The sequence below is a fragment of the Lentzea sp. NPDC004789 genome, from assembly GCF_053601075.1.
In genome coordinates this window covers 180562-205450 of record NZ_JBSGBE010000003.1, presented here as the reverse complement: position 1 = coordinate 205450, position 24889 = coordinate 180562, and the positions used below count along the sequence as shown (strand labels likewise).

The 24889-nt window shown below is 68.9% G+C and carries 21 protein-coding genes; 8 read left to right on the top strand and 13 right to left on the bottom strand.

Going from position 1 to position 24889, the window contains the following annotated elements; all coding sequences use genetic code 11:
* Positions 1–55 precede the first annotated feature (55 nt).
* The gene (locus tag ACWEIJ_RS08580; protein WP_449836543.1) at positions 56–748 is read right to left on the bottom strand and encodes a GntR family transcriptional regulator; all 693 of its coding nucleotides are present in this window, start codon (positions 746–748) and stop codon (positions 56–58) included.
* Positions 749–843: 95 nt separating this feature from the next.
* On the opposite strand from ACWEIJ_RS08580, the gene ACWEIJ_RS08575 reads away from it, so the two are divergent.
* Positions 844–1623 carry a LamB/YcsF family protein gene (locus ACWEIJ_RS08575; protein ID WP_449836542.1) on the top strand — a complete coding sequence of 260 codons (780 nt, stop codon included), beginning with the start codon at positions 844–846 and terminating at the stop codon, positions 1621–1623.
* A gap of 287 nt (positions 1624–1910) precedes the next feature.
* Here ACWEIJ_RS08575 and ACWEIJ_RS08570 read toward each other — a convergent pair whose 3' ends face one another.
* The 8 genes from ACWEIJ_RS08570 to ACWEIJ_RS08535 form a co-directional block, all read right to left on the bottom strand.
* The gene (locus tag ACWEIJ_RS08570) at positions 1911–2174 is read right to left on the bottom strand and encodes a hypothetical protein (RefSeq protein ID WP_449836541.1); all 264 of its coding nucleotides are present in this window, start codon (positions 2172–2174) and stop codon (positions 1911–1913) included.
* 93 nt (positions 2175–2267) lie between these two features.
* On the bottom strand, positions 2268–3167 hold the full coding sequence (locus ACWEIJ_RS08565) for an ROK family protein (RefSeq protein ID WP_449836540.1): 900 nt from the start codon (positions 3165–3167) through the stop codon (positions 2268–2270).
* Positions 3168–3178: 11 nt separating this feature from the next.
* On the bottom strand, positions 3179–5347 hold the full coding sequence (locus tag ACWEIJ_RS08560; RefSeq protein ID WP_449836539.1) for a hypothetical protein: 2169 nt from the start codon (positions 5345–5347) through the stop codon (positions 3179–3181).
* Between the two features lie 51 nt (positions 5348–5398).
* The gene (locus ACWEIJ_RS08555; RefSeq protein ID WP_449836538.1) at positions 5399–7507 is read right to left on the bottom strand and encodes a hypothetical protein; all 2109 of its coding nucleotides are present in this window, start codon (positions 7505–7507) and stop codon (positions 5399–5401) included.
* A 4-nt stretch (positions 7508–7511) separates the two neighbouring features.
* On the bottom strand, positions 7512–8279 hold the full coding sequence (locus ACWEIJ_RS08550) for an amino acid ABC transporter ATP-binding protein (RefSeq protein ID WP_449836537.1): 768 nt from the start codon (positions 8277–8279) through the stop codon (positions 7512–7514).
* Entirely contained in the window at positions 8276–9076 is an 801-nt protein-coding gene (locus tag ACWEIJ_RS08545; RefSeq protein WP_449836536.1) for an amino acid ABC transporter permease, read from the bottom strand. Before ACWEIJ_RS08545 ends, ACWEIJ_RS08550 begins: the two co-directional genes overlap by 4 nt.
* 79 nt (positions 9077–9155) lie before the next feature.
* Complete coding sequence (locus ACWEIJ_RS08540) at positions 9156–9938, bottom strand: transporter substrate-binding domain-containing protein (RefSeq protein ID WP_449836535.1); 783 nt, start codon at positions 9936–9938, stop codon at positions 9156–9158.
* Between the two features lie 270 nt (positions 9939–10208).
* Positions 10209–12863 carry an MGH1-like glycoside hydrolase domain-containing protein gene (locus ACWEIJ_RS08535; protein ID WP_449836534.1) on the bottom strand — a complete coding sequence of 885 codons (2655 nt, stop codon included), beginning with the start codon at positions 12861–12863 and terminating at the stop codon, positions 10209–10211.
* Positions 12864–13175: 312 nt separating this feature from the next.
* Here ACWEIJ_RS08535 and ACWEIJ_RS08530 point away from each other — a divergent pair, with 312 nt between their 5' ends.
* Complete coding sequence (locus ACWEIJ_RS08530) at positions 13176–13766, top strand: hypothetical protein (RefSeq protein ID WP_449836533.1); 591 nt, start codon at positions 13176–13178, stop codon at positions 13764–13766.
* Here the strand turns inward: ACWEIJ_RS08530 and ACWEIJ_RS08525 are convergent.
* Entirely contained in the window at positions 13717–15135 is a 1419-nt protein-coding gene (locus ACWEIJ_RS08525; RefSeq protein ID WP_449836532.1) for a M20/M25/M40 family metallo-hydrolase, read from the bottom strand. The two genes, ACWEIJ_RS08530 and ACWEIJ_RS08525, sit on opposite strands and share 50 nt — an antisense overlap.
* 354 nt (positions 15136–15489) lie before the next feature.
* On the opposite strand from ACWEIJ_RS08525, the gene pdhA reads away from it, so the two are divergent.
* The 3 genes from pdhA to ACWEIJ_RS08510 are packed head-to-tail and all read left to right on the top strand — an operon-like array spanning position 15490 to position 19108.
* The gene (gene pdhA, locus ACWEIJ_RS08520; protein WP_449836531.1) at positions 15490–16686 is read left to right on the top strand and encodes a pyruvate dehydrogenase (acetyl-transferring) E1 component subunit alpha; all 1197 of its coding nucleotides are present in this window, start codon (positions 15490–15492) and stop codon (positions 16684–16686) included.
* The gene (locus ACWEIJ_RS08515) at positions 16686–17711 is read left to right on the top strand and encodes an alpha-ketoacid dehydrogenase subunit beta (RefSeq protein ID WP_355438287.1); all 1026 of its coding nucleotides are present in this window, start codon (positions 16686–16688) and stop codon (positions 17709–17711) included. Before pdhA ends, ACWEIJ_RS08515 begins: the two co-directional genes overlap by 1 nt.
* A gap of 14 nt (positions 17712–17725) precedes the next feature.
* Positions 17726–19108, top strand: a complete 1383-nt coding sequence (locus ACWEIJ_RS08510) for a dihydrolipoamide acetyltransferase family protein (RefSeq protein WP_449836530.1) — start codon at positions 17726–17728, stop codon at positions 19106–19108.
* Here ACWEIJ_RS08510 and ACWEIJ_RS08505 read toward each other — a convergent pair.
* Positions 19102–20526 carry a pentapeptide repeat-containing protein gene (locus ACWEIJ_RS08505; protein WP_449836529.1) on the bottom strand — a complete coding sequence of 475 codons (1425 nt, stop codon included), beginning with the start codon at positions 20524–20526 and terminating at the stop codon, positions 19102–19104. The genes ACWEIJ_RS08510 and ACWEIJ_RS08505 overlap by 7 nt on opposite strands.
* Positions 20527–20634: 108 nt before the next feature.
* Here ACWEIJ_RS08505 and ACWEIJ_RS08500 point away from each other — a divergent pair, with 108 nt between their 5' ends.
* Complete coding sequence (locus ACWEIJ_RS08500; RefSeq protein ID WP_449836528.1) at positions 20635–22104, top strand: carboxylesterase/lipase family protein; 1470 nt, start codon at positions 20635–20637, stop codon at positions 22102–22104.
* 44 nt (positions 22105–22148) lie between these two features.
* Positions 22149–23069, top strand: a complete 921-nt coding sequence (locus ACWEIJ_RS08495; RefSeq protein WP_449836527.1) for a helix-turn-helix domain-containing protein — start codon at positions 22149–22151, stop codon at positions 23067–23069.
* A 143-nt stretch (positions 23070–23212) separates the two neighbouring features.
* On the opposite strand, the gene ACWEIJ_RS08490 is transcribed toward ACWEIJ_RS08495, so the two are convergent.
* Positions 23213–23941, bottom strand: a complete 729-nt coding sequence (locus ACWEIJ_RS08490) for a thermonuclease family protein (protein ID WP_449836526.1) — start codon at positions 23939–23941, stop codon at positions 23213–23215.
* 113 nt (positions 23942–24054) lie between these two features.
* Here ACWEIJ_RS08490 and ACWEIJ_RS08485 point away from each other — a divergent pair, with 113 nt between their 5' ends.
* Complete coding sequence (locus tag ACWEIJ_RS08485) at positions 24055–24450, top strand: hypothetical protein (RefSeq protein WP_449836525.1); 396 nt, start codon at positions 24055–24057, stop codon at positions 24448–24450.
* A gap of 7 nt (positions 24451–24457) precedes the next feature.
* Here ACWEIJ_RS08485 and ACWEIJ_RS08480 read toward each other — a convergent pair whose 3' ends face one another.
* Positions 24458–24877 (bottom strand): hypothetical protein, encoded by a 420-nt coding sequence (locus ACWEIJ_RS08480; RefSeq protein WP_449836524.1) that lies wholly within the window; start codon positions 24875–24877, stop codon positions 24458–24460.
* Positions 24878–24889: the final 12 nt, after the last annotated feature.

Sequence of the window (24889 nt, the reverse complement as noted above, 5' to 3'; positions counted from 1 at the left end):
TGAGACGCGTCGTCAGCTTCGTGATCGGAATCGTTGCACTCCGCTTAACAGTCCCTTAGGCCTGCGCAGCCTCCAGGCGGCCGACGAGGTCCTCCTCGGCCGCGTCGAAGTACTCCGCCAGCTGATCGACCGCCTGTCGAACATCCCCATTGTTCAACAATTCCACAATCCTGCGATTCCACGGCACATATGCCTGGTAGAAGTCGTTGATCTCCTGCGCCACCCGGAAGGCGAGCATGAGCTCGGCGAAGAGCCGGTCCGACTCGTCGCTCAGCCTCGTGCTGCCGGCGAGCCCGACGATGCCGCGGTGGAACTGGATGTTCGCCTGGCCGGCCTTGGTCCAGTCGTTCTTCTCGGCCCTGGCGACGGCTTGCCGGACCGGTGCCCGCACGGCCTCGCGCTGGGTCTCGGTGACGTCGTTCCACAGCCTGAGCGCACCGCACTCGATCACCCTGCGCGCGGCGTAGAGATCGCGCACGTCGTCGCCGGTCGGCCTGCGGACGAAGACGCCGCGGCTGTGCTCGTGCACCAGCAGCCGGTCGCGCGTGAGGAGCCGGAACGCCTCGCGCAGCGTGTTGCGGCTGACGCCGAGGGCGCCGCCGATGGCCTCCTCGCTCAGCCGCAGGCCCGGTGTCAGCTCGCCGTCGAGCACCCGCTCGCGCAGCATGTCCGCGACCTTCTGCGCGGTGCTCGCGCGCTCCAGTTCCGCCTTGCCCTGCGCCAGCGTCGACACCCACGTCTCGGTCACCCGCCAAGTCTATTTGCAGGATCGTTCGATTGCAGTATCGTCAAATCGTTCAACAATCCCACAATCCAACAATCCCCAGGAGTGGGAGGTCGACCATGGACCTGAACGCAGACCTCGGCGAGGGCTTCGGCCACTGGACCCTGGGCGACGACAACGCCTTGCTGAAGGTCGTGACCAGCGCAAACGTAGCCTGCGGCTACCACGCGGGCGACGCCGACACAATGCGCGCCACCTGCGCGCAAGCCGCCGAGGCAGGCGTGGCAATCGGCGCCCACGTCGGCTACCGAGACCTGGCAGGCTTCGGCCGCCGTTTCATCGACGTAGCCCCGGACACCCTGACCAACGAGGTCCTGGCCCAGCTAGGAGCCCTCCAAACCTTCGCCCGCACCGCCGGCACCCGCGTGTCGTACGTGAAGCCGCACGGCGCCCTCTACAACACCCTGGTCCGCCACGAGGCCCAAGCAGACGCCGTGGTGGACGCAGTCCGCCTGTTCGACCCAACCCTCGCAGTACTGGGCCCACCCGGCGCCGTCTGGCTGAAACGAGCCTCTGTAGCCGGCCTGCGCACCTGGCACGAGGCCTTCGCCGACCGCGCCTACACCGCCGCCGGAACCCTGGTCCCCCGAACCGAGCCAGGCGCCGTACTGCACGACCCGACAGAGATCGCCGCAAGATGCGTCCAACTCGCAACCGAAGGCTGGCTGCGCAGCATCAACGGCCACCCGGTGCGCATCCAAGCCGACTCGATCTGCGTACACGGCGACACCCCGAACGCCGCAAAGATCGCCAAGACAGTCCGCACGGCCCTGGAATCAGCCGGCATCGCGCTGTCCCGCGTGGACGCACCCCTCCACCACACCCGCCGCGCGGTCTGACAAACCTGTCAGACCCACCCGCTACGTTGGGTCGCGGGGGACCCGACCTCCAAGGGGACCCCTGCGCCAGCACGCCAACAGCACCATCCCGGCCTCTGCCAGCCGACTCTCGCCTTCCAGCCCAGCGCGCGGCCCGCCCCATCCCAGCCTCGCCGCGCGGCCCGGCCCACCGCCCAGCCCGGCTCCATCAGCTCAGCCCTGCCCGCCGACCGCACCAGTCCGGCCTCGCGACCCGGCTCAGCGCGCTGACAGCACCGGCGTGACCTCGCCTACCGGCCTGGCCTCGCCTACCGGCCTGGCCTCGCCTTGCAGCCCAGCTCGTTGCTCAGCTCACGGCCACCATGCATCAGTCCGGCCTCGTCGCCCAGTCCGGCCTCGTCGCCCAGTCCGGCCTCGTCGCCCAGTCCGGCCTCGTCGCCCAGTCCGGCCTCGTCGCCCAGCCCGGCCTCGTCGCCCAGCCCGGCCGCCGACCGGACCAGCTCGGCCCCACCTACCAGCCGGCCTCGCCGCGCAGCCGAGCCTTGCCACCTAGGCCGTCGTGCTGACCGCACCAGCTCAATCTCGCCACCCAGCTCGGCCTTGTCGCGCAGTTCAGCGTGCTGACCGCGTTACTGCCGCCGCGCCCACCCGGCTCGCTGCGCAGCTCAGCGCGCCGACCGCACCAGCGCCGCAGCCCCCACCAGCCCGGCCTCACCGCCCAGCCGAGCCGCCCGAACCTCCAGCCCGGTCAGGTAGGACAACCCGGCGTAGGCCTTCAAAGCCCGCCGCACCGGCTCGAACAGCAGCTCCCCGGCCTGCGCCACCCCGCCCCCGATGACCGCCAGCTCCAGGTCGCACACCGCGGCGGCCCCGGCGATGGCCATGCCGACCGCCTGACCGGCCCGTTCGAACGCCTCCAGCGGGATCTCCTCGCCGGCCAGCGCCGCCGCGGCCAGCAGTGCCGCGTCCGCGTCGTCGGGTGCCTGCCACCCCGCGCGCCGGGCCCAGGCCACCATTCGCGGGCCTCCCGCCACGGTCTCGGCGCACCCGCGCCCGCCGCACGTGCACGGCTCGCCGTCGGGGTCGACGACGATGTGGCCGATGTGTCCGGCGTTGCCGGTCCGCCCGCCGAACGGTCGGCCGTCGAACACCAGTCCGCCGCCCACACCGGTGGACACGACCAGGCCGACCATGAACGTGCTGCCCTGGCCGGCGCCGCGCCAGTGCTCGCCCAGGGCCATGCACACGCCGTCGCCCGCCAATTCGACCGGCACGCCCGGGATCAGCGACGACACCGCTGACCTCAGCGGAAAGGCCTGCCACGACGGCACGTTGATCGGCGAAACCGTGCCGGCGACGGTGTCCACCGGTCCGGCCGAGGCGATACCGACACCGGCCACCGCGGTACCGCCGGCCACCGACGACACCACGGACACGACCGCGTCCCAGGGGTCGGCGGCAGGCGTCGGCACCCGCGACGACCGCACCACGCGACCCGCGGGGTCCACCAGGGCGGCAGCGATCTTGGTGCCGCCGAAGTCCAGTGCCAGCACCAGATCAGTCACGGGGAGCCATGCTAACCAGCGACTTCGAGCCGGATCACCGCAGTGGTCCGCACGAGCTCACCGGCCGTCACCTTCACCACGGCCGGCCACGACCCGGCAGGGGCCCACGCGGGCGCGGACACCGTGAAGTCGAGCGCCAGCCTGCCCTGAGCGGGCAGCACGCCGGAAACGCAGAACGGTCCGACCAACTCCCACGTCTCACGCGGCGACAACACCCAGGCCTGTACCGGCAGATCGCCGTGCGCACCAGAAGCCAGCACGATCCGCAGCACCGACGACGAACCCGGCGCCACCGACACGAGGGACGGCGACGAAGCCACCCACAGCACCTCGACCGGGTCCTCGAAGTCCCACTCCGGCACGGTCAGCAGCACCACGTCGTAGACGTCGAACGGCAGCCCCTCCAGGATCGCCCGCACCGGGTAGCAGCCGGGCGTCCGCGGGCCTTCGAGCCGCACCTCCGCCTCGACGTACCCACCGGCGGGCAGCGACACCGGCAACGAGTCCCACGACGCCGACCACCCGTCCGGCAGCACCAGCCGCACGACGCCCTCGAACTCCGGGCCGTCCGACACCGCCACCACCCGCAACCGGGTCGGACCGAGCACCTCCAGGTGCACGTTCGCCGCCAGCCCGCCCAACGGCGCCGGCTCGTGCAGCCAGTACCGCGCGAACACCGGGGTGACAGCGGGCGAGACGGGCCCGAGCGGCGGGCCGGCCACCGCGAGCCGCGCCTTGACCGAGGGCAGCGAGCCGTGCGCGGGCGAACGGGAGCCCAGCACTCCCACCAGCCGCGACGGGCCCAGGTGGTCGACCTCGTGCCACAGCGTGAAGGTCGACGACCCGACCATCTTCTCGCCGACCTCGCTGTGCCAGACGGTCACCGGCCCGGTCAGCCGAGGAGGTTCCAGCGCCGGACCGTCAACGGCGACGAGCGACGCGATCGGGTCGTACGACAGAACGTAATGAGTGGAAGCGATCTCGTTGCCGTATCCGCGCTTCCAGCCGTGGTCGGCGTTGTCCTCGACCAGCGAATAGGTCCGCCACCCGCACGCCGGCACGTCCCTGGCCAGGAACGTCACGGTGACCCCGTCGACCAGCGTTGGCAGCACCGAGCCGTCATGAGACGCGTGCACGTTCCGCGGAGCAGGCAGGTGCACGGAGACGACATCGGTGCACGGCACGCCCAACGGGTTCCACACGACGACCGACGAGTCCACAGTGGATGTCAACCGGGCGAGCGATCGCGCGATGACGTCCGAGTGCAGGTCGAAGGCTTCACGAGGATGCGCGACCGCGGCCCGTTCGAGAGCGGCGGTCGGATAGGCCGCGCCGGTAAGCCGAGACGCGTGCGACGCGAACACCGCGGCCGGTGAGTCGTCGACTGGAGGCGGCGGCACCGGTACCGACCCGCGGACGTAGTAGTCACGCGGCAACGAGCAGATGATCCGCGGCCACGTGTAGCGCCGGTTCCAGTCGTGGTGGATCGGGGTCATCCACGGCGAGGGCATCGACCGCGGCGGGCCGACCGGCAGCATCACGTGCGGCGAGGACGCGGCGGGCCGCAGCGCCAGGAACGACGAGTAGACCGCCCGCTCGGCCTCGTCCAGCGAGGAGGCCGCCAGCTCCGTCCCGGACGGCAGCGAGGACAGCACCGGCGTCACACCGACCACATTGGACGGAGAGCCGACGACCTCGACGCGGCCCTCGGAGATCAGCCGCAGCAGCAACGACCGGTGCTTCGGGAACGTGTCCCAGTACGGCTGCAGCAGTTCCGCGGACGTCACCGCGAACCGGTAGGCCGGATCGGTCAGGGCCAGGTCCAGGTGTGCCCGCAGCACCGGGAACGGCGCATCAGCCGCCACGTGCCCGACGAGGTGCACCGTCCACCCGGGCGAGCCCACGACCAGCGAGAACGTGCACGAATCCTCACCGTCGGCAGACCGCACGACGGCCTGTGCGGGCACCAGGGAGCCGGGGGAGTGCTCGGAGACGTCGACCTGGACCTCGTAACCGAACGGCCCGGGCAGCAGCGAGCCGCCGTGCCTCGGCGAGTGCAGGCCAGGGCCGGAGACGTGCGCGTGCACCGGTCCCATCAACGTGGGCGAGGTCACCCGCACCACCTGCAGCAGTGCGGTCCGAGGCCCGACGAAGAGCTCGGTGGACTCGGCGGCGATCACCGAACGATCGCACCATCGTTCACCAGCGGACGAAATACCCCGATGGTGGCGTCATCGTTTCAACATTCGTGTCATGCCCGCGGCCACCGTGGTCGCCAGGATCCAGCCCGTCACGATCAAGCCCGAGGCGATCCACTGCGACGCTCCGGGCGTCTGCCAGCGGTTCTTGTTGCCGAAGTCGACGATCGGCACCACGAGGTCGATCGTGTAGAGCCACGCGTTCCACGGCAGGTGGTCCTGTTCGTTGATCGGGACCAGTGGCCCCTTGTACGCGAACCACATGCTGCCCACGACCCATGCCGTGATCAGCCAGCCCAGAGCGCGCGCCGGGCGGTAGCCGTAGCCCACCATCGAGCGCTGCAGGAAGCTCCACACCAGCACCAGCGGGCCGAAGAACCGCATGCCCTCGGCGACCGCGCGGTACCGCAGCCGCTGCTTCTCGATCAGCACCGTGGACGCGTGTTCCTCGTTGCCCGCCGCGGTCAGCATCTCGGCGAACTGGTCGTACGGGCGCGGCCGGTAGCTGCGGCGCATCGCGTGCCGCAGCCAGCGCAGCCGTTGCTGGACCTGGGCGTCGTCGCGCAGGTCGATGGGGTAGGCGAGCGAGTCGTAGCGGAAGTCGTCGAGGTCGATGAACCCCGTGGCGTTCCAGAAGTTCTCGTTGTCGTCCAACGACGTGCAACGCGCCTGCCGCAGCGTCACCAGGCCCTTCGGCGGCGACACGACGTTGAGCATCAGTTCCTGGACCTGCATGCCCATGGCGTTCAACGCGTGGCTGTCGAACTTGTAGCCGAGCACCGCGCCGTTGAAGTTCGCCATGCGGCCGATGGTCGCGCGCCGGCACCGCACACCGCCGTGCGCGACGAACTCCTTCTCGCCGCGGGCGCAGATGAGGTCGCGGCCGATCGTGGCACCGCCGATGTCGAGCGACGGCTTCTCGCGCGGCTGGTGGCGGTACTTGCCCGGCTTGATCAGGCGGCTGCCGCGCAGGTCGAGGTTCGCGCCGACGGTGATGCCGCGCAGCTCCAGGCCGCCGGAGATCTCCGACTCGCGCACCACGAAGTTGCTGCCGATCTGCGACCGGTTGGTCAGCAGGGCGTCCGCGGCCGGATTGTCCACAGTGGCCCGTTCGAGCGTGATGCTGCCGCGCACGCGCGTGTCGACCATGCGCAGCTGGCCCTTGATCCGCACGCCGCGCCCGACGATGTCGCCGCTGATCTCCGCGCCGTCGACGTGCAGCGCCCGGCCGGAACCCGTCGGGTCGGTGCCCACCGAGGGCGGTGACACCGCGTCCAGCACGGCGTCCGCCACCGACAACGTGCCGCCGATGCGCACGTTCACGGCGCGGACCGTGCCCGCGCTGGTGAAGCCGCGGTCGAGCTCCAGGTCACCGGAGACGTCGGCGCGGTCCAGGATCAGCGTCGCGGACGGGTCGGCGTGCGGGTCGGTGGTGTCCTCGAACTCCGAGCCGCGCGAGAGCATCGCGCCGCGCAACGACAGCGCCGAGCTGATCCGCGCGTTGGCGAGGAACACCACGCCGTGCGAGGTGAACGCGCCGAGAAAGTTGCCGCCCACCTGCATGCCGTTGCCGTTCAACGAGAAGCCGTTGGCGTTCTCCAGCACCGCGCCGCCGAGGTTGACGTTGCCGCCGATGCGCGCACCCGCGAACCGCACCTCGCCCTCGCTGTGGATGCCGAACGCGAGCAGAGCACCCGCCACGGTCAGCCGGTCGCCGTGCACGCACAACCCGCCGGGAACGCTGAACCTGCTGTCCCGCAGCAGAACCGAGCCGGCGATCTCGGCGTCCGTGAGGTCCACGAGGTGGGTGACCCGGCAGTTGAGCAGCGAGACGTCGTTGCTGCTGCTCAGGTTGCGGGCTTCGAGCCCCGGCAGGTCGCAGTCGGTGAACGAGATGCCGGCGAGATTCGCCTGCCTCAGGTCCGGTGCCGCCTCGAACTGGCAGCGCTCGAACTCGAGCACGTACGGCACCTCGACCGCACGCAGGTCGAGCACACCGGTGACCACCCGGTCCGCGACGTGGATGACGGGCGGGGTGCTCGGCCTGCGCCGAGGCAACCGCCACCCGCCACCACCCGCGTTGTCGTTCTCCCCCAACAGTCCTCGCAACACGTCCGCCGCGGCGACCCTCCCCCTGGCCACGTGGCTAGTCCGGGTCGCTCGGACCGTGGTGCGTCGGGTCGAGCACGCGCGCCAGGAACGACCTGGTGCGGTCCTCCTGCGGGTTGCCGATCACCTCGGCCGCCGGGCCCTCCTCGACGATGTAGCCGCCGTCCATGAAGATCACCTTGTCGGCGACCTCGCGGGCGAACTGCATCTCGTGCGTGACGACCAGCATCGTCATGCCCTCGTCGGCGAGCTGGCGCATCACGCCGAGCACGTCACCGACGAGCTCCGGGTCGAGCGCGGAGGTCGGCTCGTCGAACAGCATGACCTCGGGGTCCATCGACAGCGCGCGGGCGATCGCGACGCGCTGCTGCTGGCCACCCGACAGCTGGGCCGGCATCGAGTCGGCCTTCTCGCTCAGCCCGACGCGTTCGAGGTTGTGCAGCGCGACGCGCCTGGCCTCCTCCTCCGAGCGCTTGAGCACCTTGCGCTGCGCCACGGTGAGGTTCGCCAGCACGTTGAGGTGGGAGAACAGGTTGAACGACTGGAAGACCATGCCGATCTTCGTCCGGGCGCGGTCGATGTCGACGTCCGGATCGGTCAGCTCGGTGTCGTTGACGACGATCTTGCCGCCGTTCGGTTCCTCCAGCAGGTTCACGCACCGCAGCAACGTCGACTTGCCCGAACCGGACGGACCGATGATGCAGACCACGTCACCGCGGTTGACCCGCAGGTCGATGTTCTTGAGGACCTCGAGCGGGCCGAACGACTTCTTCAGCCCGGTGATCTCGACGCACGTCTCGCTCATGCGGACACCTTCTTCCTGGTGCCGGTGCCACGTCGCTCCAGGTACCGCGAAAGGTAGCCGAGCGGCAGCGTGATGATCAGGTAGCACAGACCCGCGATGAGGATCGGCGTGAGCGACGGGCTGCGGCTCAGCGTCTCCCGGCCGAACTTCGTGAGCTCGTACTGCTCGCGGAACAGGCCGAGGATGTAGATGAGCGAGGAGTCCTTGGTCAGCAGGATCAGCTCGTTGGTCAGCGGCGGCAGGATGATCCGGAACGCCTGCGGGATCACGACCGTGATCATCGCGCGGCCCTGCGACATGCCGAGCGACCGCGCGGCTTCGACCTGCCCCTTCGGCACCGCCTGGATGCCGGCGCGGATCGTCTCCGCCATGTAGGCCGCGCCGACGCCACCGAGCGCCAGCATGACCGTGGTCAGCGGCGGGAACTGCACCTGGAACGCGATCGGCACGCCGTAGTAGATGCCGATGAAGACCAGCAGCGCGGGCACGCCGCGGAAGAACTCGATGTAGGCGGTCGCGATCCAGCGGTACGGCGCGACCGACGACAGCTTCATGAGCGCGAGCACGAGGCCCAGCGCCAGGCCGAACCCGAAGCCGAGCGCGGTGTAGATGATGGTGTTCTTCAACGCCACGGTGATGACGTTGGGGAACATCGAGCTCGCGATCTCCGTGTTGAAGAACGCGCGCTTGATCTGGCCCCAGTCCGCGAGGACGGCGACCAGGAGGATCACGACGACGAGCAGGCCGTATTGCGCGTAGCGGATGTACTGCGCGCGCTTGCGCTTCGACACAGCCATTGCGGCTCCTAGCGAATGTGGTTCGGACAAGCGGCGGGGCCGGCGCGATACGTGACCGCACCGGCCCCAGGCGAAGCGACTACTTGGACGCCGGCTTCTTGCCGAACCACTTCTCGTAGATCTTGTCGTACGAGCCGTCGGACTTGGCCTTCTTGAGGACCTCGTTGACCTTCGTCAGCAGGGCGGTGTTGCCCTTCTTGACGCCGATGCCGTACTTCTCACCGGTGTCGAACTCGGTCGTGACCTCGGTGTCCGGGAACTCCTTGATGTAGTCGTAGAGCACGCCGTTGTCGTTGATCGTCGCGTCGACGGCGCCGGTGCGGACGGCGGTCTCCGACAGCGGCAGGTCCTCGAACTGGACGACGGTGTAGCCGTTGGCCGCCGCGTTCTTGTTGGCGTACTCCTCACCCGTGGTGTCCTGCTGGACACCGAGCTTCTTGCCCTTGAGGTCGGCGAGGCTCTTGTAGCCCGCGCCCTTCTTGACCAGCAGCGCCTGCGAGGCGTCGAAGTACGGGTCGGAGAAGTCGATCGCCTGCTTGCGCGCGTCGGTGATCGTCATGCCCGCCGCGGCCAGGTCGCACTGGTTCGCGGTGAACGCCGTGCCCGAGGTGATCGTCTCGAACGGGGTGTCGAAGATCTGCTGCGTGACCCCGAGGTCCTTGGCGATCAGGTCGACGAGGTCGACGTCGAAGCCGACCGTCTTGTCGCCCTCGCTGTACTGGAAGGGCTTGTACGACAGGTGCGTGCAGGTGACGAGCTTGCCGCTCTGCACCAACGGGATGTTCGAACCGCCCGAACCCTGGTTCACCGGAGTCGCGCAGCCGGAAGCTGCCATCACGGCCAGCCCCAAGACCGGGATCATGGCAATCAACTGCCTGGTTGGACGAACCACTGCGTCACTCCTCGTAACTGTTGCGGACGAGTGAACGGGATCCTGCCACTCGGGTGACGCGGTGCACAGCACGTGCGTGTTACAGGCCACTCCAACGCAACAATTTTGTGTGAAATCCAGCTTACTGGCGCAAATCATTGCGCAAATTGCGCTAGATCACACAACGTATGCACGCATTGCACCCGAACGGTGACGACTCGCAACGTTCCTTGATCAGAATTTGATCACGAATGGGCCTGTTCACCGGGAACGATCGGTCAAGAGGCCCGCTACCAGCGCCGTCCAGCCGGTCTGGTGGGTCGCGCCGAGGCCCTCGCCCGTGTCGCCGTCGAAGTACTCGCTGAAGGTGACGTGCTTACGCCAAAGAGGTGACTCGGAGGCCTCGATCCGCTTGCCGTCCGAAGGCCTGCGCCCGTCGTGGTCGGGCAGGAAGAGCCCGATGAGCCGGTCGCTCAGCTCGTCCGCGACCTGGCCGGCCGTGACCAGGCGGCCGGAGTGGGTCGGCATCTCGACCTGGAACGCGCCGTCGTGGAACGCGCAGACCGTCCGCAGCGCCTCGACGAGCAGCGCGTTGGTCGGCAGCCAGATCGGGCCGCGCCAGTTCGAGTTGCCGCCGAACATCGGCGTGTGCGACTCGCCGGGCTCGTAGCCCATCCGGTGGTCCTGCCCGGCGACGTTGACCTCCAGGCCCTCGCGGTGGGCGGCGGAGAGCGATCGGATTCCGTGCGGCGAAAGGAACTCCTGCTCGTCGAGCATCCGGTGCAGCACGCGCCGCAGCTTGTGCTCGTCCAGCAACGAGACGAACGCGCCGCGCTCGTAGTGGAACGTGATGAACTGCCGCAGTTCGGGCCTTCTCTTGAGCAGGTGCTCCAACCGGCTCGTGAACCCGTGCAGTTCGCTGAGCACCCACGGCTCCAGGACCGCTGACGCCAGCAACGGGATCAGCCCGACCATCGACCGCACCCGAACGGGTTCGGACTCGACGCCGCCGTCCGGACGGCGCCGCGAGACCCGGTCGTAGCAGAAGCCGTCCTCGTCGTGCCAGATGCCGCCACCGTGCGACCCGAAGTGCGTGAACGCCTCCGCGATCGACAGGAAGTGCTCGACGAACTTCGTCGCAACGTCCTCATAGGACTCGTCGTCGCGCGCGAGCTCCAGCGCGATCTGCATGAGGTGCAGGCTGTAGGCGGCCATCCACGAGGTGGCGTCGGACTGCTCCAGCCGCCACTCGCCCAGCATCGGCTCGGACCGGTTGACCGGCCCGATGTTGTCCATGCCGAGGAACCCGCCCTCGAACAGGTAGCTGCCGTCGGCGTCCTTGCGGTTGACCCACCACGAGAAGTTCAGCAGCAGCTTGTGGAAGATCTTTGCGAGGAACTGCCGGTCCCTGCTGCCGTCCGCCCGGTACACCTGGAGCGCCGCCCACGCGTGCACCGGCGGGTTGACGTCGCCGAACTCCCACTCGTAGGCGGGAATCTGGCCGTTGGGGTGCATCATCCACTCACGGCAGAACAGCAGCAGCTGCTCCTTCGCGAACGCCGGGTCGACCAGCGTGAACGGGATCGTGTGGAACGCGAGGTCCCACGCCGCGAACCAGGGGTACTCCCACTCGTCCGGCATGGAGATCACGTCCGCGACGTCGAGGTGCCGCCAGTGCACGTTGCGCGCCTCGGGGGTCCGCCTGCTCGACGGCGCCTCGGGCTTGGTGGGGTCGCCGTCGAGCCAGTCGCGCGTCCGGAACCGGTAGTGCTGCTTCGTCCACATCAGCCCGGCCAGCGCGCGCCGCAGCACGTGCTTCTCCTCCGGCCCGGCCTCCGGTGCGATGGCGTCGTGGAACTCGTCGGCCTCGATCTTTCTGGCGCGGAGGGTCTCTTCGAAGCTCGGCCCGAAAGGGTCCAGGTGCCCGTCGCCGCCGACGAGCCTGAGCCTGATGGTCACCGTCTCGCCCGGCTCCACGGGGTCGAACGAGTACCAGGCCGCGAACTTCGTACCCGCCGCCCCGGCGTCGTCCGGCCCGACCACCTGACAGGTCGACGTGCTGCCGTGCACGACGTAGTTGCAGATGCCGTCCTTCGTCCACGGCGAGGGGTTCCGCTCGGCCCCGAACAGCGACATCTCGTTGCTCTCGTTGTCCGTCATGAGCATCGACGGCGAGTCGTCCAGGTGCAGCGTGTACCGGCCGAGGTTGCCGTGGTCGGCGGTGACCTTGCGCCCGGTGGCGGTGCTGGCGACGAGCTGGCACGGCCGCTGGTCCCGCCCCCACGCCCACGTGTTGCGGAACCACAGCTGCGGCAGCAGGTGCAGCGGCGCGTCCTCCGGCCCGTGGTTGGTCGCGCTGATCTCGACGCAGATGTCGTCCGTCTCGGCCTTCGCGTAGGTCACCTGGACGTCGAAGAACCGGTTCTCGTCCAGCACCCCGGTGTCGGCCAGCTCAGGCTCGCGGTTCTCCCGCCCCGCGTTGCGGGCCATCTCCCTGAGCTGCCCGTACGGGAACTCTCTTTGTGGATACCGGTAGACCACCTGCATCCACGAGTGCGTGGGCGTCCCGTCCGTCACCCACCAGTGCTCCTTGACGTCCTCACCGTGGTTGCCCTCGCTGTTGGTGAGGCCGAAGTACCGCTCCTTGAGGATGGGGTCCTGACCGTTCCACAGGGCGACGGCGAGGTTGAGGAACCCGTGGACGTCGCAGATCCCCGCGATGCCGTCCTCACCCCACCGGTAAGCGCGCGCACGGGCGTGGTCGAACGGGAACGACGCCCACGCGTCACCCTCGGGCGAGTAGTCCTCGCGGACCGTGCCCCACTGGCGACCCGACAGGTACGGCCCCCACAGCCGCCACGGCGAAGTCGGGTTCTCCGACTCCGCGAGACGCGCCCGTTCCGCTTGTTCGCCCATCCGCCCAGTGTGGGACACCAGGTCAGACGGCTGGTCGGGTCCACGTCTTGTCTGAGTCTTTCCTCACTAAAAACTCGTTCGAGCATGACCTGAACGGCCCATTTCGAACGCGTCCGAACAAGGTCAGCATGCTGACGTGTTCCGAGCCGACGAAGAGGACGACGTCTTCGACCACGCCGTGCACAAGGCGTTGCTCGGAGTGCAGGACCGTCCGCGCTGGTCGGACTCTCGTACGCGTTGACCTCCGGGCGGACGATCGGCCGGACCTGGGTCCTGGGCGGCGCGACTCTCGCGATCACGGCGATCGGCACCGTGGGCCTCGGCCAGTCCGGCCTGCCCGAATGGAGGGTCTGGGTGGCGCTGGCGGGCGCCGTGCTCGCGGCATCATGGTCCTACCCCGCAGTGAACACGGTGTTGCCGACGGCAGCGACGATCAATGCGATCGCCGCAGCTCAACGTGCGTTGGAGGAATGGCGTTCGGCGGTGCTGAACGTTCGTGGCCCTCGCCTACGTCTTGTCGGGCGGCCTTGCCGGCAGCTGATGAGAACGGCACGCGCGATCGTTCGCGAGGAACAGGGCACGGCCCTGTCGGTGGTCGCCGAGAAGTTGATCTCGGATGAGCTGGATCGCGTGTGCAGGACCACCGGTGACGCGCTGACCGCCGACAACCAGGACCCCGCGACGAGGAACCTCCGCGACCTCGCGGCCGCTCGAATCGAGTTCCTCGCGGTCGTCCGGGACTACTTCACCGACGACCTGGCCGAGGTCGCCCCCGCGCAGGTCAACGCACTCGCGAGAGCGCGCCGCTACGCGGGGAGCAACCCGGCGACAGGGCTGGCGCTGCTGGAGGAGTTCAGCGCTGCGACGACTGCGCGTCCAGCACCAGCGCCACCGCCTCCGTGATCCGAGCCGCGTGCGCCAGGTGCAGCCACTCGTCCGGCACGTGGCAGTTCGAGTCCGGCCCCACCGCCCCGGTCACCAGGAACTGCGCATCGGGGTACGCCTCGTGCAGCAGCCCCATGAACGGGATCGACCCGCCGAGCGACACGGTCCGCCACGGCGACCCGAAGACCTCCTTGCCGGCGTCGTCCAGCACGGCCGACAGCCAGGGCGCCAGCTCGGGCGCGTTCCACCCGTCAGCAGCCTCCACCCGTGAGAGCTCCACGGTCGCGTTGTACGGCACGTCGGTGGTCAGACGCTGCTTGACCGCCTCCAAAGCAGCCGCAGAAGACGCCGTCGGCGGCAGGCGGAACGACAGCACCAGCGAGGTGAAGGGGCGCAGCACGTTGCCCGCGTCGTCCGGCAACGGCAGTCCGTCGGCGCCGGTCACGGACAGCGTCGGCCGCCAGCCGGTGCCCAGCGCCTGTTCGACCTCGTCGGTGGACATCGGCTGCAGGTCCCCGACCCGCGGCACGGGACCCCACAGGGCGCCTGGCGCGGCCTCGACGGCCTCGCGGACCTCGGCCAGCCGGTGCGGAGGGATTTCGACGTGCATCTCCGGCACGAGGATCTCGCCCGTGACCGAGTCCTCCAGCCGGTCCAGCAGCACGCGCGCGATGCGGAACGACGACGGGACCATGCCGGACGACATGCCCGAGTGCAGGCCGCCCTCCAGCACCCGGACGGTCAGCGTGACCTGCACCAGCCCGCGCAGCGACGTGGTCAGCCACATGCGGTCGTAGTCGGAGCCGCCGGAGTCCAGGCAGACCACCAGCGACACCCGGCCCAGCCGCGCGGACAGGTGCTCCAGGTATGCGGGCAGATCGGGCGAACCCGACTCCTCGCCGGTCTCCAGCAGAACCACGCAGCGCGAGTGCGAGCCGCCTGCCGCGCGGACGGCTTCGATTGCGGCGATTGCGGCATAACCGGAGTAACCGTCATCAGCCGCGCCACGGCCGTAGAGACGTCCATCACGCAGCACGGGGGTCCACGGACCGAGTCCTTCGCCCCACCCGCCCACCGGCGGCTGCTTGTCGAGGTGTCCGTAGAGCAACACCGTGTCGTCGCCCGCGTTACCGAACGCCGGCACGTCGATCACGAGAAGAGGCGTGCGTCCCGCCAGTTGGACGACGTCCAGGACGGCTCCTGGCAGCGCGCGAGACTCGATCCACGCGCGCACGTGCGCGATGGCGGCGGCCAGCTCGCCGTGTTCCTCCCAGGCCGGGTCGAACGCGGGTGAGATCGCCGGCACGGCGACGAGCTGAGACAGGCTCGGGACGATCTCGGAGTCCCAGAGCGTCCGGACGGTGCTGGTCACGACTGAACGGTCCACCTCTCGATCCTGTCACGACTCCGCCTCCGTCCGCGTCCGCGACCTTGTCCGCGGAGGCCCCGGTGGAAGTTAACGATCGGTAACCGGGACAGCGACGTCCGGTAATCGGACGTCCTAGTCGGAGGGCAAAAGGTCGACCATCCGACTGTTGTCGCTGATCAGAACGTTGACTCGTGTGTTACGAAGTGGGACGGGTCTCACCAACTCGGGTGAGGCCGTGTCAGGATGTGGTCGTAAGCCACCGTCACCGTCGACGGCTGCCTCCGGCCCCACAGGGTTGGCGGCGACCGCCGGCGTCGCCGCACGAGGTCGTCACGAGCGATCAGGCGGTCGGAGAGACAGAGGAGAAGGCGCATGTCGTCCCCTGAGCAATGGACGCACCCGGAGCCGGATGCAGCGCCGGCCGCCACTGCCGCAAAACCGACAGCGGAACAGGTGATCGCAGGCTTGCGAGCAACAGACGAGGGCGGCGCCGACCTGGTGCAGCTGCTCACCCCCGAGGGTGAGCGGGTTTCGCACCCCGACTTCGACATCGACATCTCGGCGGAGGAGCTGCGCGGGCTGTACCGCGACATGGTCCTGATCCGCCGCGTCGACCGCGAGGCGAACGCGTTGCAGCGCAAGGGCCAGCTCGGCATCTGGGTGCCGCTGCTCGGCCAGGAGGCCGCGCAGATCGGTGCCGGCCGCGCGATGCGTCCGACCGACATGGCGTTCCCGAGCTACCGCGAGCACGGCATCGCGTGGACCCGCGGGATCGACCCGACCGAGCTGCTGGGCATCTTCCGCGGCACCGACCAGGGCACGTGGGACCCGGTCGAGAAGCGCTTCCACCCGTACACGATCGTCATCGGCAACCAGGTCCTCAACGCGGCCGGGTACGCGATGGGTCAGAAGTTCGACGGCAAGGTCGGCGACGACGACGGCGAAGCCACCATGTGCTTCTTCGGCGACGGCGCGACCTCCCAGGGCGACGTGCACGAGGGCTTCGTGTGGGCCGCGGTCTACGACGCGCCGCTCGTCTTCTTCTGCCAGAACAACCAGTGGGCCATCTCCGAGCCGACCGAGCGCCAGTCGCGCCTGCCGCTGTACCAGCGCGCCCGCGGCTACGGCTTCCCCGGCATCCGCGTCGACGGCAACGACGTGCTCGCCACGCTCGCGGTCACGCGCTGGGCGTTGAACGAGTGCCGCCACGGCAACGGCCCGATCCTGATCGAGGCGTTCACCTACCGGATGGACGCGCACACCACCTCCGACGACCCGACCCGCTACCGGCTGTCGGACGAGCTGGAGATGTGGAAGCTCAAGGACCCGATCGAGCGGGTCAAGGTCTACCTGGTCCGCCAGCAGTGGGCCGACAGCACGTTCTTCGAGGGTGTCGAGGCGGAAGCCGACGCGCTGGCCGAGAACCTGCGCGAGTTCTGCGTGAACATGCCGGATCCGCCCGCGGAGCGGATCTTCAGCAACGTCTACGCCGAGGGCAACCCCGTCCTCGAAGCTCAGCGCGATGAGTTCCTCGACTACGTCTCGGGTTTTGCTGGAGGTGAGCACTGATGGCTGCTCCGACGATGGATCGTTCGACCGCTGCGGCTCCGGCGACCCCGGTGCAGACGCTCACGATCTCCAAGGCGCTCAACATGGGCCTGCGGGCGGCCATGGAGGCCAACCCCAAGGTCATCATGATGGGCGAGGACATCGGCAAGCTCGGCGGTGTCTTCCGGATCACCGACGGTCTGCAGAAGGACTTCGGTGAGCAGCGCGTGCTCGACACGCCGCTCGCGGAGTCCGGCATCATCGGCACCGCTGTGGGCCTCGCGATCCGCGGCTACCGCCCGGTGTGCGAGATCCAGTTCGACGGCTTCATCTTCCCCGGCTTCGACCAGATCGTGTCGCAGGTCGCGAAGCTGCACTACCGCACGCAGGGCAAGATCAAGATGCCCATCGTGATCCGCGTGCCGTTCGGTGGCGGCATCGGTGCCGTCGAGCACCACTCGGAGTCGCCCGAGTCGTACTTCGCGCACACCGCCGGCCTCAAGGTCGTCTCGTGCTCGAACCCGGCCGACGCGTACTGGATGATCCAGCAGGCGATCGACTGCGACGACCCGGTGCTCTTCTTCGAGCCCAAGCGCCGCTACTACGAGAAGGGCGAGGTCGACACCACGGCCCAGCCCGGACCGCTGTTCGCCTCCCGTGTGCTGCGTTCCGGCACGGACGCGACGTTGGTCGCGTACGGCCCGATGGTCCGCACGTCGCTCGACGCCGCCAACGCGGCCGCTGAGGACGGCACGTCGCTGGAGGTCATCGACCTGCGTTCGCTGTCGCCGCTCGACCTGGCGCCGGTGTTCGAGTCGGTGCGCCGCACCGGCCGGCTGGTCGTCGTGTCCGAGGCGCCGTCCGAGTCCTCGATCGCCAGCGAGATTGCAGCCAAGGTCCAGCAGGAGTGCTTCTACTCGTTGCAGGCACCGGTGCTGCGGGTGACCGGTTTCGACACCCCGTACCCGCCGTCGAAGCTCGAGGAGGAGTTCCTCCCCGACCTCGACCGGGTGCTGCACGCCGTCGACCGCTCTCTCGCCTGGTAAGGGGACAAACGGAAATGCCGCAGTACAAGCAATTCCCCCTGCCCGACACGGCAGAGGGGCTGACCGAGGCCGAGATTCTCACCTGGCACGTCAAGCCGGGTGACACCGTCAAGGTCAACCAGATCATCGTCGAGATCGAGACGGCCAAGGCGGCCGTCGAGCTGCCGTGCCCGTGGGCGGGCGTGGTGACCGAGCTGCTCGCCGAGCCCGGTCAGACCGTCGAGGTGGGCGTCCCGATCATCACGATCGACACCGACCCCGGCGGCGCCGCCGCACCCGTCGCTCCGGCTCCGGCCGCCGCGGAGGCGAACGGCACCTCGTCCGGCAAGATCGGCGAGGAGATGCCGGGCGGCCGCATCGCGACGCTCGTCGGCTACGGCCCGAAGTCCGGCACGGCCAAGCGCCGCGCGCGCAAGGACACCCCGGCCGCCGCTCCGGCCGCCGTCGTGGCTCCGCCCGCGCCTGCTCCTGCTCCCGTCGCGGCGCCCGCGCCCGTTGTTCCTGCTCCGGCTCCGGTCCAGGCTCCCGGTGGTTACGTGCCGCTGGCCAAGCCGCCGGTCCGCAAGCTGGCCAAGGACCTCGGCGTCGACCTGTACGCGCTGACGGGCTCCGGCCCCGACGGCGTCATCACGCGCGAGGACGTCGAAAGCGCCGTCGCCGTACCCGCTCCCGCCGCCCCGTCGTTTGTGGACAACGGCAGCCGCGAGCGGCGCGTGCCGATCAAGGGCGTCCGCAAGGCGACCGCGCAGGCCATGGTCGACAGCGCGTTCACCGCACCGCACGTCACCGAGTTCCTGACGGTCGACGTGACGCCGATGATGGAACTGCGCGCGCGCCTGAAGAACGCGCCGGAGTTCCGCGGCGTGAAGCTGACGCCGCTCGCGTTCTGCGCCAAGGCCGTCATCCTCGCGACGCGCCGCACGCCGGACGTCAACGCGACGTGGGACAGCGCCGCCAACGAGATCGTCTACAAGGACTACGTCCACCTGGGCATCGCGGCCGCCACGCCGCGCGGCCTGGTGGTGCCGAAGGTCCGCGACGCCGACCGCATGTCGCTGAAGGAGCTCGCGGTCGCACTGGACGAGCTCGCCACCGTCGCCCGTGACGGCAAGACCGCACCGGCCGACATGATGAACGGCACCATCACGATCACCAACGTCGGCGTCTTCGGCGTCGACACCGGCACGCCGATCCTCAACCCCGGCGAGTCCGCGATCCTCGCGCTCGGCGCGATCCGCGACATGCCGTGGGTGGTCGACGGCGAGATCAAGGTCCGCAAGATCTGCCAGCTCGCGCTGTCGTTCGACCACCGCGTGGTGGACGGCCAGCAGGGCTCGCAGTTCCTGGCCGACGTCGGCGCGCTGCTGGCCGACCCCGGCATCGCGATGACCTACTGAGGTTCGTCCTGGCGAAGGCCCTCGTGCTCCGGCGCGGGGGCCTTCTGCATCGCCCCACCGAGTCTGCGAAGAGCTGCGGCCGCGCCAACCGGTTGCATGCCTTGGGTCAGAAGATCCGTGTCGATCAGTTCGAGGTCTTCGAGGTCGATCGTGCAGTCGACGAGACGCGCGTGGCCGAGCGACAGAACCGCGTCATTGATCTTGCTCCCCTTGAACGTCACGCTCGTGTTGTTCGCGAGCATCTTGCGCAGGTTGAGCCCGGACTTGGCCCTGTACGCCGTCGACGGCATGAAGAGCATCAGTGAAAAGTCGAGTTCTGCGTTCCGCAACGCGACGTTCTCGAGGGAGATCGACGAAGCCTGCATTCGAGTGCCCTCGAACGAGACCTTCGTGCCGTCCGCGACTGTCGCCTCGGCGAAGCTGAGATCGCTCTTCAGGAAGACGGCATCAGCGAAGTCCACCAGCTTGCCGCTGAACGTCGCCCGGCGGAAGTTCACGGTGCCGTCGCGGAAGTTCGAGTCGGCGAAGGAGGTCTTCTCCGACTTGAAGGTCGCTCCGTAGAAGTTCACCACCCCGGTGAAGAGGCATTCGGAGAAGTTGGTGAGCTTCCCGTGGAAGACCGCCTTTTCGAAGTCCATCTCGGCGCTGAACTTGCGACGGGAGAGGTCGAGGTCCTCGAACTGGACCTTCCTGAAGTCCATCCGGACCGGCCGCTCTCCGATCTCGTGGTCCCAGACGTGGTCCAGCAGGGTTTTGATGATCTCCTGGCGTACCTCCCGGTCGGTCGGGTCGCCCTCCGGGTACGGGGTTCGCAGGTATCCGCACAGGACGTCGACGCACGTCTGCCGTCCTGCCGGCCAGTCGTCGGCCAGCCCGACCATGGCGTAGACACCGGCCAGTCGCACCGCGAAGCGTTCGTGTCCCAGCTGCTCCGCGGCGCTCACATAGCGCTCGTTGAAGAACTTGGTCTGTTCGCGAAGTTCTTGACCGGTGGCCATGAGATGAGCCGCTTCGGAAACCTGTTGCTTGCGGTAGGCGACGGCGAGGGCGACGACGGCTCCCAGACCACCGACCACCGCGAGTCCGATCTTCATGAGATCGAGTAGTTCACTGGTCGTGAAGGTGTTCCGGTCCGGAAGGGAAGGACTGCCGAGCACCAGGAAGAGGCCGTAGCCGGTGGTACCTGCGAGCACGATCGCGAGGGTGAGCCACTTGATGACCGCCCAGGCCATCGATCCCTTGACGCCCGGCTCGGCCTCCTGGGACGGCTTCGAGTCGGGGAAGTCGACATCGTGCCCGGCCCAGATGGCCAGGGCCCGCCTCCCCAGTCGGTAGGCCCAGAACAGCACGAGTCCGGCCAGCGCGGGAGGCCAGTAAGCGGCGAACACGCGTTCGAGCCACGGCAGGATCGTCGACACGATCGAGATCGTTCCCGATTCCGGCACAGCCCGGTATGCGAGGGCCCGCGGATGTCGATCCGCGGGCCCTTCGTTCGACGCCTGTGCATGAACAAGCGACTGTCCTTCTTGATCGCAACGGCTCTGCTGGCAGGCCCGGTGGGCGTGGCGCAGGCATCCGACTCCGGCCTCGTGCGGACCGACACCGGTCCGGTGCAGGGCACCGTCCTGGCTGATCGCCAGGTCTACCAGGGGATTCCGTACGCGGCCCCGCCGGTGGGCGAGCTGCGATGGCGTTCGCCGCAGCCGATCACGCCGTGGACGACGCCTCGTGACGCGACCAAGCCCGGCCCCGTCTGCGCGCAGTCGGCCGGTGCCGGTTCGCCGAGCAGCAACGAGGACTGCCTGTACCTCAACGTCACCACGGCGTCCACGCACGGCCGCAGGCCGGTCATGGTCTACCTGCACGGCGGCGGCAACAGCTACCTGTCGGGCGACGGCTTCAACCCGCGGCCGTTGGTCGTGCAGGGTGACGTGGTCGTCGTGACGATCAACTACCGGCTCGGGTTCTTCGGCTTCTTCGGGCACCCCGGCCTGCCGGACTCCGGCGCGTACGGCATCGAGGACCAGCAGGCGGCCCTGAAGTGGGTGCAGCGCAACGCCGCCGCGTTCGGTGGAGACCCGCGCAACGTCACGATCTTCGGCGAGTCCGGTGGCGCGTTCGACGTGTGCGCGCAGGTGACGTCGCCGAAGTCGCGTGGGTTGTTCCAGAAGGCCATCGCGCAGAGCGGCGGCTGCTCCACGACGTGGGGTGCCAACGGCGTGATCCACACCAAGCCGGGTGGTTCGCCGTGGATCACGAAGGACGCGGCTGCGAAGGACGCTGTGGCGATCTCGGCTCAGCTCGGCTGCGCTGACGTCGCGTGCCTGCGTGCGTTGCCTCCCACGGCTTTCACCGCCATCGACCGCGGCGTGACCCCGGTCGTGACCGGCAACAGCGTGCTGCCCGTGAACCCCGTCGACGCGCTGCGGTCCGGCCGGTTCAACCGCGTGCCGGTGATCTGGGGCAACACCCGTGACGAAGGCAGGCTCACGTCCGCGACCGTGCCGGAACCGTTCGACTACAACGGTTTGCTGGTGACGTCGTTCGGTGCGGAGAAGGCGGCGAAGATCGCGGCCGAGTACCCGGCGGGTGACTCCGCACGGCTCGCGTACGGTGCCGTGCTCACCGACGGCGTGTGGGCGTGCCACCAGCTCACCGATGACCGGCTGCTCTCGCGCTACACGCCGACGTACGGCTACGAGTTCGCCGACCGCACCGCGCCGCTCGGCTGGTTCAAGGACCTCTTCCCCGCGGGCTCCCCGGCCGGCGCCTGGCACTCGTCCGAGCTCGCCTACTTCTTCGACATCCCGACCTTCGACCTCAACCCCGCTCAGCAGCGGCTCGCGTCGACGATGATCCGCGACTGGACCACGTTCGCGCGCACCGGCAAGCCGGGCTGGGCGCGGGGCACCGTCCAGGAGTACTCGCTGGAGCACGTAGGCCCGATCAACGGCCTGACCAGGCACAACTGTGGTTTCTGGAACTCGATCGGTTAATCGGGTTTGACTCTCCAGTCACTGGAGGGTTCAGAGTTGTCCCCGTGACGCGCTACCAGATCGGCGAGCTGGCCAGGATGACCGGCCTCACCGTCCGAACGATCCGGTTCTACTCCGACCAGGGCCTCATCCCGCCCACTGCCAGAACGGTCGGCGGCTACCGGACGTACGACGGTGAGGCGGTCGCGAAGCTCAAGCTCGTCCGCACCCTGAGGGATCTGGGTGTCGACCTGCCGACCGCCGGGCGGGTCCTCGCCCGCGAGGTGACGGTGACCGACGTGGCGCGGGCACATGCGGAAGCGATCGACGCGCAGATGAGGACGTTGCGGCTGCGCCGTGCCGTGCTGCGCGCCGTCGCCAAAGGAGGGGAGATGGAACTGATGAACGAGTTGGCACGCATGTCGGACGAGGAGCGCCAGCGCATCCTCGACGACTTCTTCGAGGAGGTGTTCGGGCCCTACGAGCTGGATCCGCAGTTCGAGCAGCGCATGCGGTCCGTGCGGATCGAGCTGCCGGACGACCCGACGACCGAGCAGCTGGAGGCGTGGGTCGAGCTCGCGAAGCTCGTGCAGGACCCGGACTTCCGGGCCGCGGTGAAGCGGATGTCCCAGCAGCACGAGGAGTTCCGCCGCAACGGCAAGGACATGAGCCCGCCGGCGGACAACCAGATGGAGGCGTTCAACTTCGCGATGGCCCAGGCGCGCGCGGCACTCGACGCCGGCATCGCGCCGACGTCCGACGCCGCTCGCGAGGTCGTGGACCGCGTGAACGCCAAGTGGGCGGAGTCGCTCGACCTGCCGAACGACGAACAGCTCGTCGAGCGGCTGCGCGAGCTCTCCGACTTCGCGGACCCGCGTGCCGAGCGGTACTGGGTGCTGATCGCGAAGATCAACGGGTGGCCTGCCGTGCCGGACCACTCGGCCGAGCGCGCCTGGCTGCGTGAGGCAGGCCAGCCCTTCGGCTAGATCGACCTCGTGTGCACTGCGAGAACCAGCTGGGCGCCCAGCTCGTTCTCGTGGCCGCTTGGTCCAACCTGGACGTTTACCGCGCCATAACCGCGACACGCGATGTTGTGCGCGGCCCGCCGGCGCAGGGGAACGGCGGGCCGTCACCTCAGCCCCTTCACGACGTTCCGCAGCTCGGCCTCCTTGCGATACAACGTCGGCACCGCCTTGGTGACCTTCGCCAGCAACACCGTCTGGTCCACCGGCGCCACCGCGTCCCACGTCAGCCCGCCGGGCTTGGACAGCTGGTCCACCAGCCCGATGGCCGTCTTGGCCGTGTCCGCCGCGACCGTCAGCTCGGCCTTGCTCGCCTTGAGCGGTTGCGCCTCCACCGCGGCCGCCGCCTCGGTGATCGCCCGCACCTGTCCGGGCAACGTGCAGGGCACATCCGGTGAGTGCAAACCCTTGTGCCCCTCGGTGGCCGCGTTGTCGGCCGCCTTCACCTGGTCGAGGAACCGCGTGCCGTTGACGACCGGCACCGCCAGCCCGTCGGCGATGAGCGCGGCGTTGACCAGCTGCCCGTCCAGTGTGGACAGTGCGGCGAACTGGCCCTCCCGCACCACGGTGACCGCGGTTCCCACCGGCAGCAGCTCGGTGAGCCGCTTCTGGGACTCGTTGTGCAGACACTCGTCCGCGGCCGGCGCGTCGACGTTCACGAGCCGCATCGCCGTGACGCGATCACCCTCGCGCACCTCGACCGTCTCCGCGTCGACCACGCGCACGACCTGACTGACCGCCACCGGCCCAGGGTGGTCCACGACCGTCACGACGTAGGCACTGCCCGCGGCACCGGCCAGAACCGCGGCGGCCATGACGTACACATTCGGGAGCATCTCGATTCCCCCTAACGCCGTTCCACTGGGCTGATCGGAGCAGCAGTCGTCGGCGTTACTCCACGCGTTCGCGGATTTACCGTCGGCTAACCAGCTCGACTTACGTTCACGACGTGCTGATCAAACTGGGAATCGTCACGACCGGCGTTGCCCTGCTCCTCGGGGGTACCGCACAGGCAGCAGAACAGACCCCGCCGACCTGCCCGAGCGCGGTGCAGGTCGGTTCGGCAGGTGTCGTCAGGAACGGCACCGCGACCACGGCCACCATCACGCAGTTCGAGGGATGCGGCGCCAAGTTCGGCCACATCCACGTGCAGTCGTCGAGCACGTTCCGCGCGTCGATCAAGCTCAGCGGCGGCGGCTCGTTCACGCCGCCCGCGCAGGGCGCGACCAACCAGCGTGACGTGTGGACGTCCAGCAAGACGCTGAACGACAAGTGCACCATCGCCGTCGGCACGGTGGAGATCGGTGGGACCCAGCTGACGGGGAGCAGCGGCTCCTCCTGCTGACCGGGCGTCAGGCGGCGGGAGCCTCCCGCCGCCTGACGAAGGCGAACGCCAGCACGTTGACGTTCGCCCCCAGTGCGATCGGCCCGGTGATCCCGATGAACTGCTCGTTGGTCAGGTGCGTGCCGGTGAAGAACGTGTAGACGGCCAGTGCGGCGCACCCCCAGCCGATCGCGTACACCAGCGGCCGCACCCACACCGGCAGCGTCTTCCACCAAGCCGCCCAGATCTCGCGCTGCGCCTTCCGGTCGGGAAAACCGCCGTGCTCCCGCACCAGCATGGCGGTGAACAGCACCATGGCCACGACCAGCGCGGTCTGCGCGAGCCACTCCGGCAGCCGCTGCACACCTGGCACGAACGCGGAGGCGGTGACCACCGCGCTCGCGAGCACGCCGATCACCGCCAGCAGTTTGACCAAGAACCCCCACATGGGGGTGAGGGT